The organism is Microbacterium sp. AC026 (genome assembly GCF_979258475.1).
On the sequence record NZ_OZ409857.1, the window covers coordinates 2,605,259 to 2,622,458 of the forward strand.

At 69.2% G+C, this 17,200-nt stretch carries 19 protein-coding genes and 1 pseudogene; 9 read left to right on the forward strand and 11 right to left on the reverse strand.

The genetic code is table 11. The annotated features are described in order from the left end of the window. Positions 1–8: 8 nt before the first annotated feature. A complete protein-coding gene (locus ACZZ93_RS13070; protein ID WP_463511262.1) occupies positions 9–872 on the reverse strand; it encodes a substrate-binding domain-containing protein in 864 nt (287 codons plus the stop codon). Beyond that, the gene (locus tag ACZZ93_RS13075; protein ID WP_463511263.1) at positions 815–1,255 is read right to left on the reverse strand and encodes a LacI family DNA-binding transcriptional regulator; all 441 of its coding nucleotides are present in this window, start codon (positions 1,253–1,255) and stop codon (positions 815–817) included. The genes ACZZ93_RS13070 and ACZZ93_RS13075 overlap by 58 nt, the downstream gene beginning before the upstream one ends. On the opposite strand from ACZZ93_RS13075, the gene ACZZ93_RS13080 reads away from it, so the two are divergent. From ACZZ93_RS13080 to ACZZ93_RS13095, 4 genes are all read left to right on the forward strand, one after another. Continuing rightward, positions 1,200–2,069: a sugar phosphate isomerase/epimerase family protein gene (locus ACZZ93_RS13080; protein ID WP_187250660.1), complete on the forward strand. Its 870-nt coding sequence runs from the start codon at positions 1,200–1,202 to the stop codon at positions 2,067–2,069. The genes ACZZ93_RS13075 and ACZZ93_RS13080 overlap by 56 nt on opposite strands. A 187-nt stretch (positions 2,070–2,256) precedes the next feature. Then, a complete protein-coding gene (locus ACZZ93_RS13085; protein WP_056280538.1) occupies positions 2,257–3,759 on the forward strand; it encodes a sugar ABC transporter ATP-binding protein in 1,503 nt (500 codons plus the stop codon). Then, positions 3,759–4,793: an ABC transporter permease gene (locus ACZZ93_RS13090; RefSeq protein WP_171821947.1), complete on the forward strand. Its 1,035-nt coding sequence runs from the start codon at positions 3,759–3,761 to the stop codon at positions 4,791–4,793. Before ACZZ93_RS13085 ends, ACZZ93_RS13090 begins: the two co-directional genes overlap by 1 nt. A gap of 49 nt (positions 4,794–4,842) precedes the next feature. Next, positions 4,843–5,841 carry an ABC transporter substrate-binding protein gene (locus ACZZ93_RS13095; protein WP_056280540.1) on the forward strand — a complete coding sequence of 333 codons (999 nt, stop codon included), beginning with the start codon at positions 4,843–4,845 and terminating at the stop codon, positions 5,839–5,841. Positions 5,842–5,920: 79 nt separating this feature from the next. Here the strand turns inward: ACZZ93_RS13095 and ACZZ93_RS13100 are convergent, their stop codons facing one another. From ACZZ93_RS13100 to ACZZ93_RS13140, 9 genes and pseudogenes are all read right to left on the reverse strand, one after another. Then, on the reverse strand, positions 5,921–6,217 hold the full coding sequence (locus tag ACZZ93_RS13100; RefSeq protein WP_463498742.1) for a putative quinol monooxygenase: 297 nt from the start codon (positions 6,215–6,217) through the stop codon (positions 5,921–5,923). Positions 6,218–6,289: 72 nt separating this feature from the next. Beyond that, entirely contained in the window at positions 6,290–7,258 is a 969-nt protein-coding gene (locus ACZZ93_RS13105; protein WP_053097941.1) for a phosphotriesterase family protein, read from the reverse strand. Beyond that, entirely contained in the window at positions 7,258–8,211 is a 954-nt protein-coding gene (locus tag ACZZ93_RS13110; RefSeq protein ID WP_463511264.1) for a shikimate dehydrogenase family protein, read from the reverse strand. The genes ACZZ93_RS13105 and ACZZ93_RS13110 overlap by 1 nt, the downstream gene beginning before the upstream one ends. An 85-nt stretch (positions 8,212–8,296) precedes the next feature. Continuing rightward, positions 8,297–9,178, reverse strand: a pseudogene (locus ACZZ93_RS13115) (NAD(P)-dependent oxidoreductase); the annotation flags it as partial. Further along, entirely contained in the window at positions 9,178–9,939 is a 762-nt protein-coding gene (locus tag ACZZ93_RS13120) for an FGGY-family carbohydrate kinase (RefSeq protein ID WP_463511747.1), read from the reverse strand. The pseudogene ACZZ93_RS13115 and the gene ACZZ93_RS13120, both read right to left, overlap by 1 nt. Then, entirely contained in the window at positions 9,837–10,679 is an 843-nt protein-coding gene (locus ACZZ93_RS13125; RefSeq protein ID WP_463511265.1) for an FGGY family carbohydrate kinase, read from the reverse strand. Before ACZZ93_RS13125 ends, ACZZ93_RS13120 begins: the two co-directional genes overlap by 103 nt. Before the next feature lie 9 nt (positions 10,680–10,688). Then, a complete protein-coding gene (locus ACZZ93_RS13130; RefSeq protein ID WP_463511266.1) occupies positions 10,689–11,246 on the reverse strand; it encodes a glucose-6-phosphate isomerase family protein in 558 nt (185 codons plus the stop codon). A 205-nt stretch (positions 11,247–11,451) separates the two neighbouring features. Further along, positions 11,452–12,282, reverse strand: a complete 831-nt coding sequence (locus ACZZ93_RS13135) for an acetylxylan esterase family protein (RefSeq protein WP_463511267.1) — start codon at positions 12,280–12,282, stop codon at positions 11,452–11,454. Positions 12,283–12,477: 195 nt separating this feature from the next. Then, positions 12,478–13,014 carry a CGNR zinc finger domain-containing protein gene (locus tag ACZZ93_RS13140; RefSeq protein ID WP_053097930.1) on the reverse strand — a complete coding sequence of 179 codons (537 nt, stop codon included), beginning with the start codon at positions 13,012–13,014 and terminating at the stop codon, positions 12,478–12,480. 39 nt (positions 13,015–13,053) lie between these two features. Here ACZZ93_RS13140 and ACZZ93_RS13145 point away from each other — a divergent pair, with 39 nt between their 5' ends. The 5 genes from ACZZ93_RS13145 to prpB all read left to right on the forward strand — a co-directional run bounded on the left by ACZZ93_RS13145 (position 13,054) and on the right by prpB (position 17,200). Beyond that, positions 13,054–13,665 (forward strand): EamA family transporter, encoded by a 612-nt coding sequence (locus ACZZ93_RS13145; RefSeq protein WP_463511268.1) that lies wholly within the window; start codon positions 13,054–13,056, stop codon positions 13,663–13,665. 29 nt (positions 13,666–13,694) lie between these two features. Further along, the gene (locus tag ACZZ93_RS13150) at positions 13,695–14,033 is read left to right on the forward strand and encodes an EamA family transporter (RefSeq protein WP_463511748.1); all 339 of its coding nucleotides are present in this window, start codon (positions 13,695–13,697) and stop codon (positions 14,031–14,033) included. A 73-nt stretch (positions 14,034–14,106) separates the two neighbouring features. Further along, the gene (locus ACZZ93_RS13155; protein ID WP_056280558.1) at positions 14,107–14,775 is read left to right on the forward strand and encodes a GntR family transcriptional regulator; all 669 of its coding nucleotides are present in this window, start codon (positions 14,107–14,109) and stop codon (positions 14,773–14,775) included. Further along, entirely contained in the window at positions 14,772–16,298 is a 1,527-nt protein-coding gene (locus tag ACZZ93_RS13160; protein ID WP_463511269.1) for an MmgE/PrpD family protein, read from the forward strand. Before ACZZ93_RS13155 ends, ACZZ93_RS13160 begins: the two co-directional genes overlap by 4 nt. Next, on the forward strand, positions 16,298–17,200 hold the full coding sequence (prpB, locus tag ACZZ93_RS13165; protein WP_053097922.1) for a methylisocitrate lyase: 903 nt from the start codon (positions 16,298–16,300) through the stop codon (positions 17,198–17,200). Before ACZZ93_RS13160 ends, prpB begins: the two co-directional genes overlap by 1 nt.

The following is a 17,200-nucleotide window of genomic DNA, read 5'->3' on the forward strand; positions in this document are numbered from 1 at the left end:
GACGAGGCTCAGCGGCCGACGGTCGACTCGCGCACCACGAGCTCGGCGGCGAAGGGCGTCGGCGCGGGGAGGTCGGCCGTGGGGTCTGTGAGCTGGCGGATCAGGGCGGCACCGGCCGCCCGGCCGATCTCGTACCCGGGCTGCCGCACGCTCGTCAGCGGCACGACGCTCTGGTGGGCCTGCGCGACGTCGTCGAAGCCGACCAGCGCGATCTCCTCGGGCACGCGGATGCCCTGGCGCAGCAGCTGGGTGAGCACGCCGATCGCCACCATGTCGTTGGCGGCGAAGATCGCGTCGGGGCGTTCGGTGGCAGGCATCTCGGCGATCCGCGCGCCGACGTCGAGGCCGTCCTCGGTCGTCAGGTGCGGCACGTCGATCACATCGGCCGTCGCCCCGGCCGCGGTGACGGCATCGCGCAGCCCGAGGAGGCGGTCGTTCGACTGGCTGACGCTCGGCGCCCCCAGGAAGAGGATGCGGCGGCGGCCGAGCGACAGCAGGTGCTCGCCCGCCAGCCGTCCGCCGCCGCGGTCGTCGAACAGCACCGAACCGACGGTCGGCGAATCGGGGATGGGGCCGACGACGACCGAGCGGATGCCGCGGGCGGCGAGCTGTTCGAGCCGGGGTACTACGTCTTCGAGCGGGTAGATGACGATGCCCTGCACGCGGTGCGCCTCGAACATGTCGATGTTGCCGCGTTCGGTGTCGGCGTCGCGGTTGCTGTTGCTGAAGAACAGCGACCAGCCGCCCTCGCGGGCCACGTCTTCGACCCCGCGCGAGAGCTCGTGGAAGTACGGCAGCCAGGCGTCGAGAAGAATCAGCGCCAGCGCCTTGCTGGAGCCGGCTCGCAGTTGACGGGCGGATTCGTTGGGCACGTAGCCGAGCTGGGCGATCGCCTCCTCACCTTCGCCGCGCTCGATTCGCCGAGCACATGCGGGTGGTTGAGGTAGTTCGAGACGGTCGAGGAGGACACCCCGGCGAGAGCGGCGACGTCTTTGACGCTGGCGGGCATGGAGCTCCTGTCGACTGCGCGTCGACGCAGGACGGTCGGCGGCGAGTCCAGAGTAGCCCAGCGATTGCAACGTGCCAAGAAAGTTCTTGACACCGCATCCCCGACCCGCGTACGGTGACCTGAACGCAGAGTTGCAACGTGCCAATCCTGCCGAGGCGAAGGTGCCGCACACCCGTCTCCGAGAGGTCTCATGAACATCGGATGCCACGGGCTCGTCTGGACCGGACACTTCGATGCCGACGGCATCCGTCTCTCCGTCGAGAAGACGAAGGCGGCCGGATTCGACCTGATCGAGTTCCCGCTGATGGACCCGTTCTCGTTCGACGTCGCCGCGGCGAAGGACGCGCTCGAAGAGCACGATCTCGCCGTCAGCGCCTCGCTCGGACTCTCGGGCGCGACCGACGTGACGAGCTCCGACCCGGCCGTCGTGGCCGCGGGGGAGGCGCTGCTGCTCAGGGCGGTCGACGTGCTCGCCGACCTCGGCGGCCAGCACTTCTGCGGCGTGATCTACAGTGCGATGCAGAAGTACATGGACCCGGTGACGGCCGAGGGGCTGGAGAGCAGCCGGCGCACGATCGCCCGCGTCGCCGACCATGCCGCAGAGCGCGGCATCTCGGTCTCGCTCGAGGTCGTGAACCGCTACGAGACGAACGTGCTGAACACCGCACGGCAGGCGCTCGCCTACCTCGCCGAGGTCGATCGGCCGAACCTCGGCATCCACCTCGACACGTACCACATGAACATCGAGGAGTCGGATATGTTCGCGCCGGTCCTCGACGCGGCTCCGGCCCTGCGCTACGTGCACATCGGCGAGAGCCACCGCGGCTATCTCGGCACCGGCACCGTCGACTTCGACACCTTCTTCAAGGCGCTGGGCCGCATCGGCTACGACGGTCCGATCGTGTTCGAGTCGTTCTCGTCAGCCGTCGTCGCCCCCGATCTCAGCCGCATGCTCGGCATCTGGCGCAACCTGTGGACCGACAACGTCGAGCTCGGAGCGCACGCCAACGCCTACATCCGCGACAAGCTCGTCGCGGTCGACTCGATCCGGCTGCACTGAGCCGGGCCGTCGCCTCGATCCGCCGACCTGTTGCCAACTTGTTATTACAGGTCTTCCCATCCGAAGAAGTCTTAGTTACATTTAGATACAACTTGCGCAGGGTGGGGCGTAAGACGCAGAATTGATCCGATGTTTCCGGACCCGACCGGAATATCGCATCACGACCTTCAAGGAAGCAGGTGAGCACATGAGTGACCCCATTCTCAGAGTCGACGGGATCAGCAAGGGATTCCCCGGTGTGCAGGCTCTCAAGGATGTGCACCTCGAGGTGCGAGCCGGCGAGGTGCTGGTGCTCGTGGGCGAGAACGGCGCCGGCAAGTCGACCCTGATGAAGATCCTCTCGGGGATCTACACCAAGGACGAGGGCACCATCACGTTCGAGGGCCAGGAGGTCGAACTCACCAGCCCGCTGCAGGCGCAGCAGCTCGGCATCACGATCATCCACCAGGAACTCAACCTGATGCCCGATCTCACCGTGGCGCAGAACATCTTCGTGGGTCGCGAGCCCACCACCGGCCCCTTCCTGTCGGAGCGCAAGCTCAACGCGCAGACGGCCGAACTGCTGCAGCGCCTCGGCATCAGGGTGAACCCCCGACAGCTCGTCGGCGAGCTGACCGTGGCCGAGCAGCAGATGGTCGAGATCGCCAAGGCGCTCTCGTTCAACGCCAAGGTGCTCATCATGGACGAGCCCACCTCGGCGCTCACCGACTCCGAGACCGAGACCCTGTTCCTGCTGATCGAGCAGCTGCGCGCCTCGGGGACCGGCATCGTCTACATCTCGCACCGCATGGACGAGCTGCGGCGTCTCGCCGACCGGGTCACGGTGCTCCGTGACGGCACATACATCGGATCACTGGAGAAGTCAGAGGTCAGCGTCCCGAAGATCATCGAGATGATGGTCGGCCGCGTGATCGACGAGGGAACCCGTCCGCAGGCCCGCGATCACATCAACGACCCGATCGTGCTCGACGTGCAGGGACTCTCGACCAAGAACCTCCTCAAGGACGTCTCGTTCCAGCTGCACAAGGGCGAGATCCTGGGCTTCGCCGGGCTCATGGGCGCCGGGCGCACCGAGACTGCGCGGGCCATCATCGGTGCCGACCACCGCGACGGCGGCACGATCGCGATCGGCGGCGACCCGGTGCGAATCGGACAGCCGGCGGATGCGGTCAAGCACGGCCTCGGCTACCTCTCGGAGGACCGCAAGCTGCTGGGCCTGATGCTCGAGCAGGACGTGACCTTCAACACCGTGCTCGCCTCGCTCGGGTCGTACGCCAACGGCATCGGCTGGATGGGCGACGCGAAGGCGAAGAACCGCACCAAGGAGTACGTGCAGCAGCTGCGGGTCAAGACGCCCTCGGTGAACCAGGTCGTGAAGCTGCTCTCGGGAGGGAACCAGCAGAAGGTCGTCATCGCCCGGTGGCTGATGCGCGACTGCGACATCCTCATCTTCGACGAGCCGACCCGAGGGATCGACGTCGGCGCGAAGGAGGAGATCTACCGCCTCATGCAGCAGCTCGCTGACCAGGGCAAATCCATCATCGTCATCTCATCGGAGCTCCCCGAGATCCTCCGCGTCGCGAACCGCATCGCGGTCTTCGCGAACGGTCGGATCACCGGGACGCTCCGCAACGAGGAAGCCAGCCAGGAGAAGATCATGCAACTCGCAGCCCACGGGGAGGAAGACTGATGAGCACCCCACAGCAGTCCGGATCGTCGACGACGACGATCATCCAGACGGCGGTCGATGAGAACACCGACAAGCGCGACTTCGGCGGATTCCTCCGTCGCCAGCTGCAGCAGTCGCTCGCCTTCGGCACGCTGATCGTCCTGGTGATCTTCTTCTCGATCGCCAGCCCGAACTTCTTCACCTTCAGCAACATCGCCACGGTGCTGCTGTCGACGGCGGTCATCGGCATCCTCGCCCTCGGCACGACCTTCGTCATCATCACCGGCGGCATCGATCTCTCGATCGGCACCGGTATGGCGCTGTGCGCCGTGATGACGGGTGTCTTCGTCACCAACATGGGGCTCCCCGTCTGGGTCGGCGTGATCGGCGGTGTCCTCACGGGTGTCCTCATGGGACTCGTGAACGGCATCAACATCACCTTCCTCCGGCTGCCGCCGTTCATCGCGACCCTCGCGATGATGATGATCGCCGGCGGACTCGCCCTCGTCATCTCGAACGTCTCGCCGATCTACTTCTCGACCTCGGCCCCCGACTTCAAGAAGATCGCGCTCGGCGTCATCATCCCCGGCATCCCGAACGCCGTGCTGATCACCGCCGTGGCCGCGATCATCGCGTGGCTCGTGCTGTCGAAGACGCTCCTCGGCCGCTACACGTTCGCGATCGGCTCGAACGAGGAGGCCACCCGGCTGTCGGGTGTGAACACCCGCCGCTGGACGATCCTCATCTACATGTTCGCGGGCGCCTTCACCGGCATCGCGGGCATCGTGATCGCGGCCCGCCTCGACTCGGCGCAGCCGCAGATCGGCACCGGCTACGAGCTGCAGGCGATCGCCGCCGTCATCATCGGCGGAACGTCGCTGCTCGGCGGACGAGGCTCGATCCTCGGCACCGTGATCGGTGCGCTCATCATGAGCGTGCTCGTCAACGGCCTGCGCATCATGTCGATCCAGTCGGAGTGGCAGAACATCGTCGTCGGCATCGTCGTGCTGCTGGCCGTCTTCCTCGACTCGCTGCGCAACCGCCAGCGCACCTGACCCACAGATCTACACCCCCCACCACCACACAGAGAACAATGGAGTTTCCATGAAATTCGGCAAGAAGACCGCATTCGCGGCACTCGTGGCCGCATCCGCCCTCGTCTTCGCGGGTTGCGCAGGCGGCGGTGACGTCATCGAAGAAGGCAGCGGCGACGGAGGCAGCGGCGACGGCGAGATGTACATCGCGCTCGTCTCGAAGGGCTTCCAGCACCAGTTCTGGCAGGCCGTCAAGACCGGTGCTCAGGAGAAGGCGGACGAGCTCGGCGTGAAGATCACGTTCGAGGGCCCGGCCGCCGAGACCGAGATCGCCCAGCAGCTCGAGATGCTCACCACCGCGATCGACAAGAACCCGGATGCCATCGCCTACGCCGCCCTCGACCCCGAGGCGTGCGTCGCCCCGCTCGAGCAGGCGAAGGCCAAGGACATCCCCGTCGTGTACTTCGACGCTCCGTGCGACGGCGACGTCGGACTCAGCCTGTCGGCGACCGACAGCAAGGTCGCCGGTGCGCTCGCCGCAGAGCACATGGCCGAGCTGATCGGCGGCGAGGGCGAAGTCGCCATCGTCGGCCACTCGAACATCAACTCGACCGGTGTCGAGCGTCGTGACGGATTCGTCGAGAAGATCGAGGCGGACTTCCCCGACATCAAGATCGTCGACATCCAGTACGGTGACGGCGACCACCTGAAGTCGGCTGACATCGCGAAGACGCTGATCGCCGCTCACCCCGACCTCAAGGGCATCTACGGCACCAACGAGGGCTCGGCCATCGGCGTCGTGAACGCCGTGAACGAGCTCGGCCTCGAGAAGGGCAAGATCACGATCGTCGGCTTCGACTCGGGAGCTGCCCAGATCAACGCGATCAAGGACGGCACGATGGCCGGCGCCATCACGCAGGACCCGATCGGCATCGGCGCGCAGGTCGTCCAGGCGGCGTACGACGCGGCCAACGGCGAGGACGTCGAGGAGTTCTACGACACGGGTTCGTACTGGTACGACAGCACGAACCTCGAGGACGAGGACATCGCAGCGGTCCTCTACGAGTGACCCGCTGAGAAAGAAGCCCCTCACCTTCGGGTGGGGGCTTCTTGCGTGCCGGGGGTGCGGGGGCGCGTGGCGGGGTGCGTCAGATGCGTCGGAGGAAGGTCAGCACGGATGCCGGCTCGACGATCAGCTGCTGCAGCGCCTCATTGAACGGGACGCCGGCCGGGGCCGAGATGTGCGCCTGGAAGGCCGCCTCGTCGCGGTAGACCTCGTAGACGAAGAAGCGGTCGGGGTCGTCGACTAGCCGCGTCGCATCGAACACGACGCTGCCCTCTTCGGCGCGCACCACCGCGGCGAAGTCGCGCAGCAGCGCCGCGACCTCGTCGCCCTTCTCGGGGCGTGCGGTGAACACGGCGTGCAGAATGGTCGGCTCGGTCATGCGGACTCCTCGGGTGTGGGCTGGCGGGGCGGGACGGTGCGGTCAGGCGGCGGTGTGGTCAGGCTGACAGGGTCAGGTCGACAGGGTGAGCAGGCGCGCGGGGTTGGCGACCAGCATCCGCTCGACCACGTCGTCGCCCACCGCGGAGCGCAGCCGCGGCAGGTAGCGCTCGCCGAGATAGGCGAGACCCGGCATGCCGCCGTACGCGAGGTAGCGGGTGCGGCGGGCGACATCGCCGCCGAGAAGGATGCGGTCTCCGCATCCGAGGGCGACGGCCTTCTCGGTCAGGGCGAGCAGCTCGGCATCCGACCTCGTGCGCGGACGCGCGAAGCCGTCGTAGCCCAGGTAGGCGCCGCGCTCGGCGAGCGACGCGTGCAGCCCGGCATCCGGATCGCGGTCGGCATGCGCGAGCACGACGCGATCGGATGCCACGCCTTCGCCCTCGAGCAGATCGAGGACCTCGTGCGCGGCGGTGCAGAACTCCAGGTGCACCATGACCGGCGCGCCGGTCGCTCGGTGCGCCGCTGCGACCGCGAGCAGGGTCGTGTGCTCGAAGGCGGTGATGCTCCAGTAGCCGACGCCGGCTTTCAGCATCCCGGCGCGTACCGGTGATCCCTCGGGCGCAGCCGCCCGGGGCACGTCGGGGGTCTCGAACACCAGCGCATCGTCGACGAGCATCCCGCGCATCACCTCGGCGATGAACAGCTCGGCCAGGCGCTCGACATCCCACACCTGCATCGGATGGTCCTCGCCGTAGTGCGCCTCCCGGTGGCGCCCCGTCGTGGCGACGATGTGCAGTCCGGTGCCGGCGCTGATGCGTGCGACCCCCTCGGGATCGCGCCCGAGCCCGAACGGCGTCGCATCGACCATCGCCGCGAAGCCGCTGGCCCGCAGCAGGGCGGCCTCCTGGCCGGAGAGCTCCTCATCGTCGAGCTCATCGCCGACCAGCAGCGGCGAGATCTGGAACAGGTGCTCGTGATAGTCCGTCGCCCCGAGACGCGTCGGGTCGATGTCGCCGAGCACCGTCCGCACGACGGGCATCAGCGCACCGATTCGGCGGCCTGGGCGAGCCGCTCGACGATCTCGGGCGTGAGGTCGATCTCGAACACGTCCGCGACGACCTGCGACCACCCGTGGATGAAGTAGCGCCAGCCGTCGACCACGTGCAGACCGCGCGCGCCCTCCTGCGCACGCGCCTGATGCAGGAACTCGAGCGAGCCGCGGTAGTTGAACTCCCACACCCACGCGTCCTCGGGGAACGCGACGTCGTCGGGCAGCGGCGAGCCCGGGCGGTCCTTGCCGAGGCCGGTGGCGTTCACGATCAGGGAGCCCGCGGGAGCGCCTGCGACGATGGCCGCGGCATCCTGCACCGTGTCGGTGCGCACGTACGTGATCAGCCCGTCGGGGGTGCCGTGCTGGCGGTGCACCTCGCGCAGGTGGTCGAGCTTGTCGTCGTCGCGAGCGGTCACGGTGATCTTCGCCGGAGCATCCGCCCTCTCCGCCAGCGCCCAGCTGAGCGCGGTGCCCGAGCCGCCGGCGCCGAGGATCACGACCTCCGCCCCGGTGCGGGCGAAGTGGTCGGTCGGCAGGAAGTCATTGAGTGCGAGATCGACGGTGAGGGGGTCTTTGGCGCGGCCGATCAGGCGGTCGCCCCGCTTCGAGATGCTCGAGATCTCGGAGCACGAGACGGCGAACGGGTCGAGCTCGTCGAACAGGTCGGATGCCGCGGCGAACACGTTCATCTTGTGGGTCGTGACCAGTGCGCCCCGGTGCTGCGGGTCGTCGCGGATCTGCTCGACCATGGCGACGTACTGCTCGGGCGTCGCATCCATCGGAAGGTCGTGTCCGATGAGGTTCTCGGTGGGGAGGCCCAGCACCTCGGCCCACTTCGGGAACACCTTCATGATCGACGACGAGCCGGTGCTCACGCCGACGAAGCCCATGTAGCCGCCGGTCGTGGTCGCGGGGGTCGCGGTGGTCTCGGTGATGGTCATCGCTGGGTCCTTCAGGGTCGGGGGAGACGGGGTGGGCGGGCGCGGTGCCCGCGAGAACCGCGAGCACATCGTCGAGGGACATCGAGCCCATGTTGTCGACGGCCTGGGTCGTCTGCGCGCCGAGATGCGGGGTCACGGTGACACGGTCGGCGAGGTCGTCGGCGAGCAGCGGACTCGCGCTCGCCGCGGTGTCGCCGGTCAACGTGTCGGCCGCGTATCCGCCGAGGCGTCCGTCACGCAGGGCGGCGGCGAGTGCCGCCTCGTCGACGAGATCGGGGCGGGCGGTGTTCACCAGGATCGTGCCGGGGCGGATGCGGTCGAGTCGCGCCGCATCGACGAGCGTCTGCCCGCCTGGGGCGTGCAGGGTGATGACGTCGGCGGTGCGGAACAGCTCGTCGAGGTCGACCGGTTCGGCGCCGCGCTCGGCGATCACGTCGGCCGGCAGGAACGGATCTGCCGCGAGCATGCGTGCGCCGAAACCGCTCAGACGTCGCGCGACGCCCTGGCCTATGCGACCGAACCCGACGATGCCGACCGTGGCGGCTCCGAGCTCGCGACCGCGCCGCACGGCCCAGTCGCCGGCCCGCACGCGGCGATCGCCGTCGGGGATGAACCGGAGCGCCGCGAGCATGAGGCCGACGGCGTGGTCGGCGACGGCATCCGCGTTCGCCCCCGGGGTGTTCGTCACCGGGATGCCGCGCCGCAGCGCCGCGTCGAGATCGACTGCCTCGGTGCCGACGCCGTAGCGGGCCACGACCCTGAGGTTCGGCGCGGCGGCCAGGTGGTCGTCGGTCACCGGACCCGTGCCCGCGATCCACCCCTCGGCGGCAGCGAGCAGGGGTGCGAGCTCGGTGAGCCCGTGGTGGGCGGGGCCCCGGACGATCTCGTGGCCGGCGGCCCTGGCTCGCCCGACGAGGTCGAGGTCTCCGTCCGAGAACGACCGGCTGGTCGCGAGGATGACTCCCATCAGGCGCCTCGGGTGGCGGGGGCCTGGGCGAACCACGGCTCGAGCGCGGCGTAGGCGCCGACGAAGCGCGAGTGCCGCTGCGCGTGCACGGCGTGCCGGCCGGCATCCGGAGTGAACTCCGCCGTGACCTCGCTGAGCGCCCGCGCCGCCGAGAAGTCGGCGAGGCCGAGGCCGACGGCACCGGTGACAGCGGCGCCGAGGCTGTTGGCCTCTTCGACGATCGTGCGCCGTCGGATCGGCACACCCCAGACGTCGGCGAGGATGCCGAGCCAGGCGTCGCTCTGCGCTCCGCCGCCTACCGCGTCGATGCGGTCGATCGACGCACCGGATTCGCGGAACGCCTGGATGCAGGTGAGCAGGTTGTACGCGACACCCTCGAGCACGGCTCGGGTGATGTGCGCGCGGGTGTGGTGACGGGCGAGGCCGACGAAGGCTCCGCGGGCGTGCGGGTCCCACAGCGGGGATCGTTCGCCGAGCAGATAGGGGAGGAAGTAGAGGTCCTCGGTGTCGAGGTCGGCCCCGGCCTCCGTGGTGAGCCGGGCGGTGTCGGGGTGCGCGGGGTCGGGGGAGAGGGCTTCGGCGATCCACTGCACCGAGGCGCCGCCGGCCTGCATGGTCGCGGTGGGCACGAAGGATCCGGGCACGACGTTGTCGAACGTCATGGTGCGCATCTGCGGGTCGTGCAGCGGTGTGAGGCTCGCGAACGAGATCCACGACGAGGTGCCCAGGCAGACGTACGCGCCGTCTTCGGGCGCGACGATTCCCGAACCGACGGCGGCCAGGGGCCGTCTCCGCCGCCCATGACGACGCGGACGGATGCCGGAAGCCCGAGGTCGGTGGCCGATTCGGCGGTGAGGGACCCGGCGATCGTCGTCGATTCGAGGATCCCGGGGAAGAGGGCGGGGTCGAGTCCCGCGGCGGCGAGCACATCGGCCGACCACTCGCCGCGCACCTGGTCGTAGGCGTTGGTGCCCGAGGCGTCAGAGCGCTCGGTGGCGAGGCGTCCGGTGAGACGGTAGACGATGTAGTCCTTCGCGACGCAGAAGTGCCGCACCCGCGCCCAGACATCCGGCTCGTTGTCGCGCACCCACATGATCTTCTCGACCGAGTAGGTGGGGTTCAGTCGATGGCCGAGCACGCGGTAGGCGTCCTGTGCGCCGAGACGCTCTTCGAGCGCACGGGTCTGCGCGCCCGAGCGGGTGTCGGCCCAGATGATCGCGGGGCGCACCGGCTCGCCGTGTGCGTCGAGCAGCACCGTGCCCATCATCTGGCCGCTGACGACGAGTCCGCCGACGGTCGACGGGTCGACGCCCGCACGGTCGATCAGCTGTCGGGTCGCCGAGACGACGGCATCCCACCAGTCCGCCGGATCCTGCTCGGCGATGCCGCCCGCGGCGAAGTGCGCGGGGTACGGCACCGTGACCGAGGTGACGAGGCGTCCGTCGTCATGGTGCAGGGAGGCCTTGTCGCCGGTGGTCCCCAGATCGTGCGCGATCAGCATGGCCGGAGCCTATTCCGCGGAGGGGGACGCGGAATAGGGGCGCAGGTCCACGCCCTCGGTGGCGCGATAGGCCCGAGAGCCCATCCCGTGCTCGAGGACCCAGCCGTAGTCGTGGCCGGCGCCGCCCGGGTACACCGCGAGGAACGAGTAGGGCTCGTCGCCCGTGTTGACCGAGCGGTGCGCCCAGCCCGGCGGGATGTAGCCGATCGTGCCGGGCAGCATGTCGAGCCATTCGGTGCGCTCGCCGTCGAACATGAGCAGCCCGCCGCGGCCCTTCAGCGCGAGGTAGATCTCGCCCTGGTGGTTCGGATGCTGGTGGCCCTTGGTCATCCAGAGCTCTCCCGAGGTGTCGCCGGGCATGATCGTGGTGATCGACTGCGGCAGCTCGCGGTCGACCTCGGGCACGGGAGAGCTGACCACGGTGTAGACGACGGGGTTGTCGCCGGCGGCCGCGGCAGCCCAGGCGTCGGCGTCGAGGAAGAGTCCCTCGAGGTCGGACATGCGCCGCGTCAGAGTGGGTCCCTCCGGGGAGAGCGTGAGCTTCTCGGCGTCGAAGGCGATCGCCATCGGCGAGATCGGGGAGTGTGGAACTGGGGCATCGGTGCTCCTCGTGCGGATGCTGCGGCGCTGCGCAACCTGTAATGACAAGTTGAGTGTACCTGTGATGACAAGTGGCGTCCAGTGCTCGGATGCGCAGGCCGGGGAGCGCGGGTGTGCGCCTGCTCCTGGCTCACCCGGACCCGTCGGGCTCGCCATGCGAGTTTCTCCGGAGTCATGGAGCGGAGGCGGCGCGCAGTGCGCGCGCGAGGTGGGCGCGGCCGCCTCTGACGGACTCGGCTGTCACCTCGTCGGCCCCTGGATAGTCGGCATGGCCGGCGGGAAGGACGGCGAGTTCGAGCATCCGCGCCGCGTTCGCGACGCCGAACTGTCCGGGCGGCGGCACGTACGGGTCCCACAGTGCCGCCTCCACGCGCACCGGAACGCGGGCGAAGCCGAGGGCTGACGAGGCGTCGAACCAGCGCAGCGCCTCGCGCGCGTCGGGATGCGCGGCGACGTGATCGCGCACGGTCTCCCCGCTGCCGAGGCAGTGAACGGCGAGGCGCTCGTCGTGCTGCCCGAAGCTCGGGACGATGAGGGTCGCCCCGATATACCGGTCGTCCCACGGCAGGGCGAGCGCTCCGATGCCGCCGCCGAAGCTCTCGCCGACGTAGTAGAGCGGCACGCGTCCGACGAGCGCGGTCAGGGCATCCGCCGCGAGCCAGAGGTCGCGGGCGCAGAGTCCCAGCACGTAGTCGTCGGGGTTCTCGATCCCGGCCAGCACATGCTCGGCCTGGATCTCGGGGGCGCCGATGCCCGTGTTCAGCGTGGGCAGCCCGCGGGCTACGGGGAAGATCGCCGCCGCATCCTCGGGAATACGAGCGAGGTCGATCGCATCCCGCCCGCCGTATCCGTGGCTGTGCACGACGCCCACCCGCGCGGGCGGCGAGACGGGCTCGACGAGCCAGGCACGCAGTCGGATGCCGTCGACTCCGGCGTGCTCGATGATCGACACCCGCCGGCCGTGGATGCTCTCGGTGGACAGCACGGCGGGTGCGGCATCCACCGTCTTCGCCTGTGCGCGCCACGCCTGCCATCGCACGGTGAAGCCGTCCGGCGCTGGAACCGGTGCGATCTCGCGGAGCGTGGCGAGCGTGTGTCCGTAAGCGGCGTCGAACTCGGCGTCGGGGAACCAGGTGTCGTAGGGAGGGGGAAGGTCATGACGAGACGACGCTACCGAACGTCCTCCGGATGCCGCGGCTCAGGCGCTCGCGCGCCGCGCACGATACGCCGCCACCGCGTTGCGATTCGTGCAGGTCGTCGAGCAGTAGCGCTTCGACCGGTTGCGGGACAGGTCGAGAGCGAGCGCCTCGCACGTGTCGTCGGCGCAGATCGAGATGCGGGATCCCTCGTCGGTGCGGATGACGTCGATCAGCGCCATCGCGGTCTCGATCAGCACGCGCTCGGCGAGGGGGCGCTCGTCGGCGACGGCGTGCAGGTGCCAGTCCACGCCGTCATGGCGCACGAGTCGCGGCGCGAGAGACGCTTCGGCCAGCGCGGCGTTGACGTGCTCGGCCATCTCGTCTCGTGGCGCGATGAGCATGGAGCGCAGGCGCGGGCGGATCGCACGCAGCGAGGAGAGCTCGGCGTCGTCGCGGTCGAGGCGGCCGGAGTAGGGGAAGTCCGCGAGAAAGGCGTCGTAGTCGGCGAGCGTCTCGAGGGTCTCGGGCTCTTCCGCCGAGTTCACGAGCCGGATGGCTGCGCGGAGCGCCTCTTCCGTGTCATCGGTGAAGTTCATGTTGACACCTTACAGCGTGCACGAGTAGCGTCACCTGTCATGAGCAAAGTTGCGAATGACATCTCGATGCGCGGCGTGCGTCTCGGTCTGCCTCTGGCGATCGGCGCGGCCTTCGCGTTCGGGATGTCCGGCGCCTGGGCTCGCGGGCTCATCGATGCAGGGTGGACGCCCGGTGCTGCCGTGACCGCGCGTGTCTGGGTCGCCGCACTCGTGCTGCTCGTGCCGACGGTCCTGTCGCTGCGCGGGCGGTGGGCAGTGCTCCGCAAGAACGCCGGGATGGTCGCCGCCTACGGACTGCTCGCCGTCACCGCCACGCAGCTCTGCTACTTCCAGGCCGTCGCCGTGATGGACGTCGGTCTCGCACTGCTCATCGAATACACCGCGCCGATCGCCGTCATCCTCTGGCTGTGGCTCCGCCGGGGCGAGCGGCCGAGTCGGCGCAGCGTGATCGGCGCGGCCATCGCCTTCGTCGGACTCGTGCTGATGCTCGACATCATCACCGGCGCCGAGGTCGATGTCGCCGGCATCCTCTGGGCACTCGCCGCGATGGTGGGTGCGGCGACGTACTTCCTGCTCTCGGCCAAGGCCGACACCGGACTGCCTCCGATCGCGCTCGCCGGGGTGGGCTGCTGCTCGGCGCGATCGCGCTGACGGTCGCCGGACTCGCCGGCATCCTGCCCATCGCCTGGACGACCGACGACATCACCTATCGCTTCGGCACCGTGCCGTGGTTCGTGCCGGTGCTCGCGATCGGCCTGGTCGCGACGGCACTCGCCTATGTGCTCGGCATCGCGTCGACGCGGATGCTCGGCTCCCGCCTCGCATCCTTCGTCGCGCTCTCCGAGGTGGTCGCCGCGCTGCTCTTCGGCTGGCTGCTGCTCGGACAGCTGCCCGATCTGCTGCAGGCCCTCGGCGGGGCGCTGGTGCTGGTCGGCGTCGTCGTGGTGAAGCTCGGCGAGCCGCGTCCCGCCGAGTTCGTCGAGCCGGTGCCGGATGCCGTGGAGCGGCCGCAGCGGTAGTGCAATGTATACGCGAAGCACCCGATAACCGCGCCCCTGATCATCGAAACGTATTTGTGTATACACTGAGGGCATGAGCTCTGTCGCCGATCGCATCACCGCCGGCGATCGAGCCCACGCCGCGCTGCTCGAGGAGATCCAGTCCGGCGCCCTCCCCGCGGGGTTCGTGCTCGGCGAGGTCGAGCAGGCCGCCCGCCTCGGCATCAGCCGCACCCCGATGCGCGAAGCGCTGCGCCGCCTCGCCGCCGACGGCCTCGTCGTGCAGCAGTCGCCGCGAGTGACGGTGGTCGCCGACCTGGATGCGGACGACATCCGCGCGCTGTTCGAGATCCGCCGCGCGCTCGAAGAGACCTCCGCCCGACTCGCGGCCCAGCGGGGTGACGCCGCCCTCTTCGCCGCCCTCGCCGACGAGTTCGCGCACGTCGACCTCACCGCCGTCGAGGGCCGCGACGCGTACTACGCCCTGATCGCCCGCTTCGATGCCGCTCTCGACGGTGCGGTCGACAACGACTACATCGCCTCGGCCCTGCGCACCGTGCGCACCCACCTCGTGCGAGTCCGCCGCATGGCCCGCGACAAGCCGGCCCGCCTCGCAGCCTCAGCCGCCGAGCACCGAACGATCGCGCAGGCCCTCGCCGCCCGAGACGGTGACCTCGCCGCCCACGCCACGCACGTGCATCTGCACAATGCGCTGACCGGCATCCTCGACTCCCTGACCGCCAACCCAGAAGGTGTGAAATGACCGTCACCCACCACGTCCGCGTCCACCGCAGCGATGAGAACCTCGCCCGCGGAGACCAGCTCGCCTGGAAGATCGCCGAGGTCGCCGCCGACCCGGTCGAGGTCGAGCAGGACGTCACCGACATGATCATCAACCGCATCATCGACAACGCGTCGGTGGCCGCGGCATCGCTCACCCGCGGGCCCATCAACGCGGCTCGCGCCCAGGCGTTCAGCCACCCCGTCTCGACCGGCGGCATCGGCGCCACGGTCTTCGGCGCGGCGCTCGACCACCGCACCAGCCCTGAGTGGGCGGCGTGGGCCAACGGCGTGGCCGTGCGCGAGCTCGACTATCACGACACGTTCCTCGCGGCCGAGTACTCGCACCCGGGCGACAACATCCCGCCGATCCTCGCCGTCGCCCAGCACGTGCAGGCCGACGGCCGCGCGTTGCTGCGCGGCATCGCCACCGGCTACGAGGTCCAGATGGACCTCGTGCGCGCGATCTGCCTGCACAAGCACAAGATCGACCACGTCGCGCACCTCGGCCCGTCGGCCGCCGCCGGCATCGGCACGCTGCTCGGGCTCGACGTCGAGACGATCTACCAGGCCGTCGGTCAGGGCCTGCACACCACCACCGCCACGCGTCAGAGCCGCAAGGGCGAGATCTCGACCTGGAAGGCGCACGCCCCGGCCTTCGCCGGCAAGCTCGCCGTCGAGGCGGTCGACCGGGCGATGCGCGGTCAGACGAGTCCCGCGCCGATCTACGAGGGCGAAGACGGCGTGATCGCCTGGATGCTCGACGGCAAGGACGCCGCCTACGAGGTGCCGCTTCCTGCCGCGGGCGAGGCGAAGCGCGCGATCCTCGACTCGTACACGAAGGAGCACTCGGCCGAGTACCAGGCGCAGGCGTGGATCGACCTCGCCCGCAAGCTCGGCACCGAGAATCCGGCGCTGCGCGACCCCGCCAACATCGAGGCCATCGTGCTGCACACCAGCCACCACACGCACTATGTGATCGGCTCGGGTGCGAACGACCCGCAGAAGTACGACCCCACTGCATCCCGTGAGACGCTCGACCACTCGATCCCGTACATCTTCGCGGTCGCGCTGCAGGACGGCGGCTGGCACCACGTCGATTCGTACACCCCCGAGCGGGCCGGTCGCGCAGACACGGTCGCCCTGTGGCACAAGATCACCACGGCCGAGGATGCCGAGTGGACCCGCCGCTACCACTCCGAAGACCCCGACGTGAAGGCGTTCGGCGGTCGCGTCGAGTTCCGCCTCACCGACGGCACGACCGTGGTCGATGAGATCGCCGTCGCGGACGCGCACCCGCTGGGCGCTCGTCCGTTCGCCCGCGAGAACTACATCGCGAAGTTCCGTCTGCTGGCCGAGCCCGTGCTCGAGCCCGCGGAGATCGAGCGGTTCCTCGAGCTCGTGCAGCGTCTGCCCGAGCTCACGGCCGCGGAGGTCGGCGAGCTGTCGATCATCGCGAAGCCCGGCCTGCTCGAGGGCGCCGATGCCCCGAAGGGCCTGTTCTGATGCTGTATTCGCACGTCACCCCGGCCGAGAAGCGCCGTCTGTTCCGCGAGCGGCTCGCGAGTGGCGAGCTGCTGCGCTTCCCCGGCGCGTTCAATCCGCTGAGCGCCCGACTGATCGAGCAGAAGGGCTTCGACGGGGTCTACATCTCGGGTGCGGTGCTCTCTGCCGACCTCGGGGTGCCCGACATCGGCCTCACCACGCTGACCGAGGTCGCCGGTCGGGCCAAGCAGATCGCGCGGATGACCGACATCCCCGCGATCGTCGACGCCGACACCGGCTTCGGCGAGCCGATGAACGTCGCCCGCACGATCCAGGAGCTCGAGGATGCCGGCCTCGCCGGCACGCACATCGAAGACCAGATCAACCCGAAGCGTTGCGGCCACCTCGACGGCAAGAGCGTCGTCGACGAGAGCACGGCGATCCGTCGCATCCGCGCCGCCGCCGACGCTCGACGCGACCCGAACTTCCTCATCATGGCGCGCACCGACATCCGCGCGGTCGAGGGACTGGAGTCCGCGATCGATCGTGCGAAGGCGCTGGTGGATGCCGGGGCGGATGCCGTCTTCCCCGAGGCGATGCGCACCCTCGGCGAGTTCGAGGCGATGGCGAATGCGCTCGACGTGCCGATCCTCGCCAACATGACCGAGTTCGGCAAGAGCGATCTGTTCTCGGTCGACCAGCTGCGGGATGCCGGTGTGAACATGGTCATCTGGCCGGTGTCGCTGCTGCGCATCGCGATGGGCGCGGCGGGCGGTGCGCTCGATACGCTGAACGAGGAGGGGCACCTCACCTCGAAGCTCGGTGAGATGCAGCACCGTGCCGATCTCTACGACCTGATCGACTACGAGTCCTACAAGCAGTTCGACTCCGGCGTCGCAGGCTTCACCGTCACGAAGGAGTGA

What these genes read in the sequence shown, in the direction of transcription:
- ACZZ93_RS13080 (WP_187250660.1), top strand. Translation starts at nt 1,200, where the DNA reads ATGAACATCGGATGCCACGGGCTCGTCTGGACCGGACACTTCGATGCC.
- ACZZ93_RS13075 (WP_463511263.1), bottom strand. Translation starts at nt 1,255, where the DNA reads ATGCCGTCGGCATCGAAGTGTCCGGTCCAGACGAGCCCGTGGCATCCG.
- ACZZ93_RS13085 (WP_056280538.1), top strand. Translation starts at nt 2,257, where the DNA reads ATGAGTGACCCCATTCTCAGAGTCGACGGGATCAGCAAGGGATTCCCC.
- ACZZ93_RS13090 (WP_171821947.1), top strand. Translation starts at nt 3,759, where the DNA reads ATGAGCACCCCACAGCAGTCCGGATCGTCGACGACGACGATCATCCAG.
- ACZZ93_RS13095 (WP_056280540.1), top strand. Translation starts at nt 4,843, where the DNA reads ATGAAATTCGGCAAGAAGACCGCATTCGCGGCACTCGTGGCCGCATCC.
- ACZZ93_RS13100 (WP_463498742.1), bottom strand. Translation starts at nt 6,217, where the DNA reads ATGACCGAGCCGACCATTCTGCACGCCGTGTTCACCGCACGCCCCGAG.
- ACZZ93_RS13105 (WP_053097941.1), bottom strand. Translation starts at nt 7,258, where the DNA reads ATGCCCGTCGTGCGGACGGTGCTCGGCGACATCGACCCGACGCGTCTC.
- ACZZ93_RS13110 (WP_463511264.1), bottom strand. Translation starts at nt 8,211, where the DNA reads ATGACCATCACCGAGACCACCGCGACCCCCGCGACCACGACCGGCGGC.
- ACZZ93_RS13125 (WP_463511265.1), bottom strand. Translation starts at nt 10,679, where the DNA reads ATGCTGATCGCGCACGATCTGGGGACCACCGGCGACAAGGCCTCCCTG.
- ACZZ93_RS13130 (WP_463511266.1), bottom strand. Translation starts at nt 11,246, where the DNA reads ATGGCGATCGCCTTCGACGCCGAGAAGCTCACGCTCTCCCCGGAGGGA.
- ACZZ93_RS13140 (WP_053097930.1), bottom strand. Translation starts at nt 13,014, where the DNA reads ATGAACTTCACCGATGACACGGAAGAGGCGCTCCGCGCAGCCATCCGG.
- ACZZ93_RS13145 (WP_463511268.1), top strand. Translation starts at nt 13,054, where the DNA reads ATGAGCAAAGTTGCGAATGACATCTCGATGCGCGGCGTGCGTCTCGGT.
- ACZZ93_RS13155 (WP_056280558.1), top strand. Translation starts at nt 14,107, where the DNA reads ATGAGCTCTGTCGCCGATCGCATCACCGCCGGCGATCGAGCCCACGCC.
- ACZZ93_RS13160 (WP_463511269.1), top strand. Translation starts at nt 14,772, where the DNA reads ATGACCGTCACCCACCACGTCCGCGTCCACCGCAGCGATGAGAACCTC.
- prpB (WP_053097922.1), top strand. Translation starts at nt 16,298, where the DNA reads ATGCTGTATTCGCACGTCACCCCGGCCGAGAAGCGCCGTCTGTTCCGC.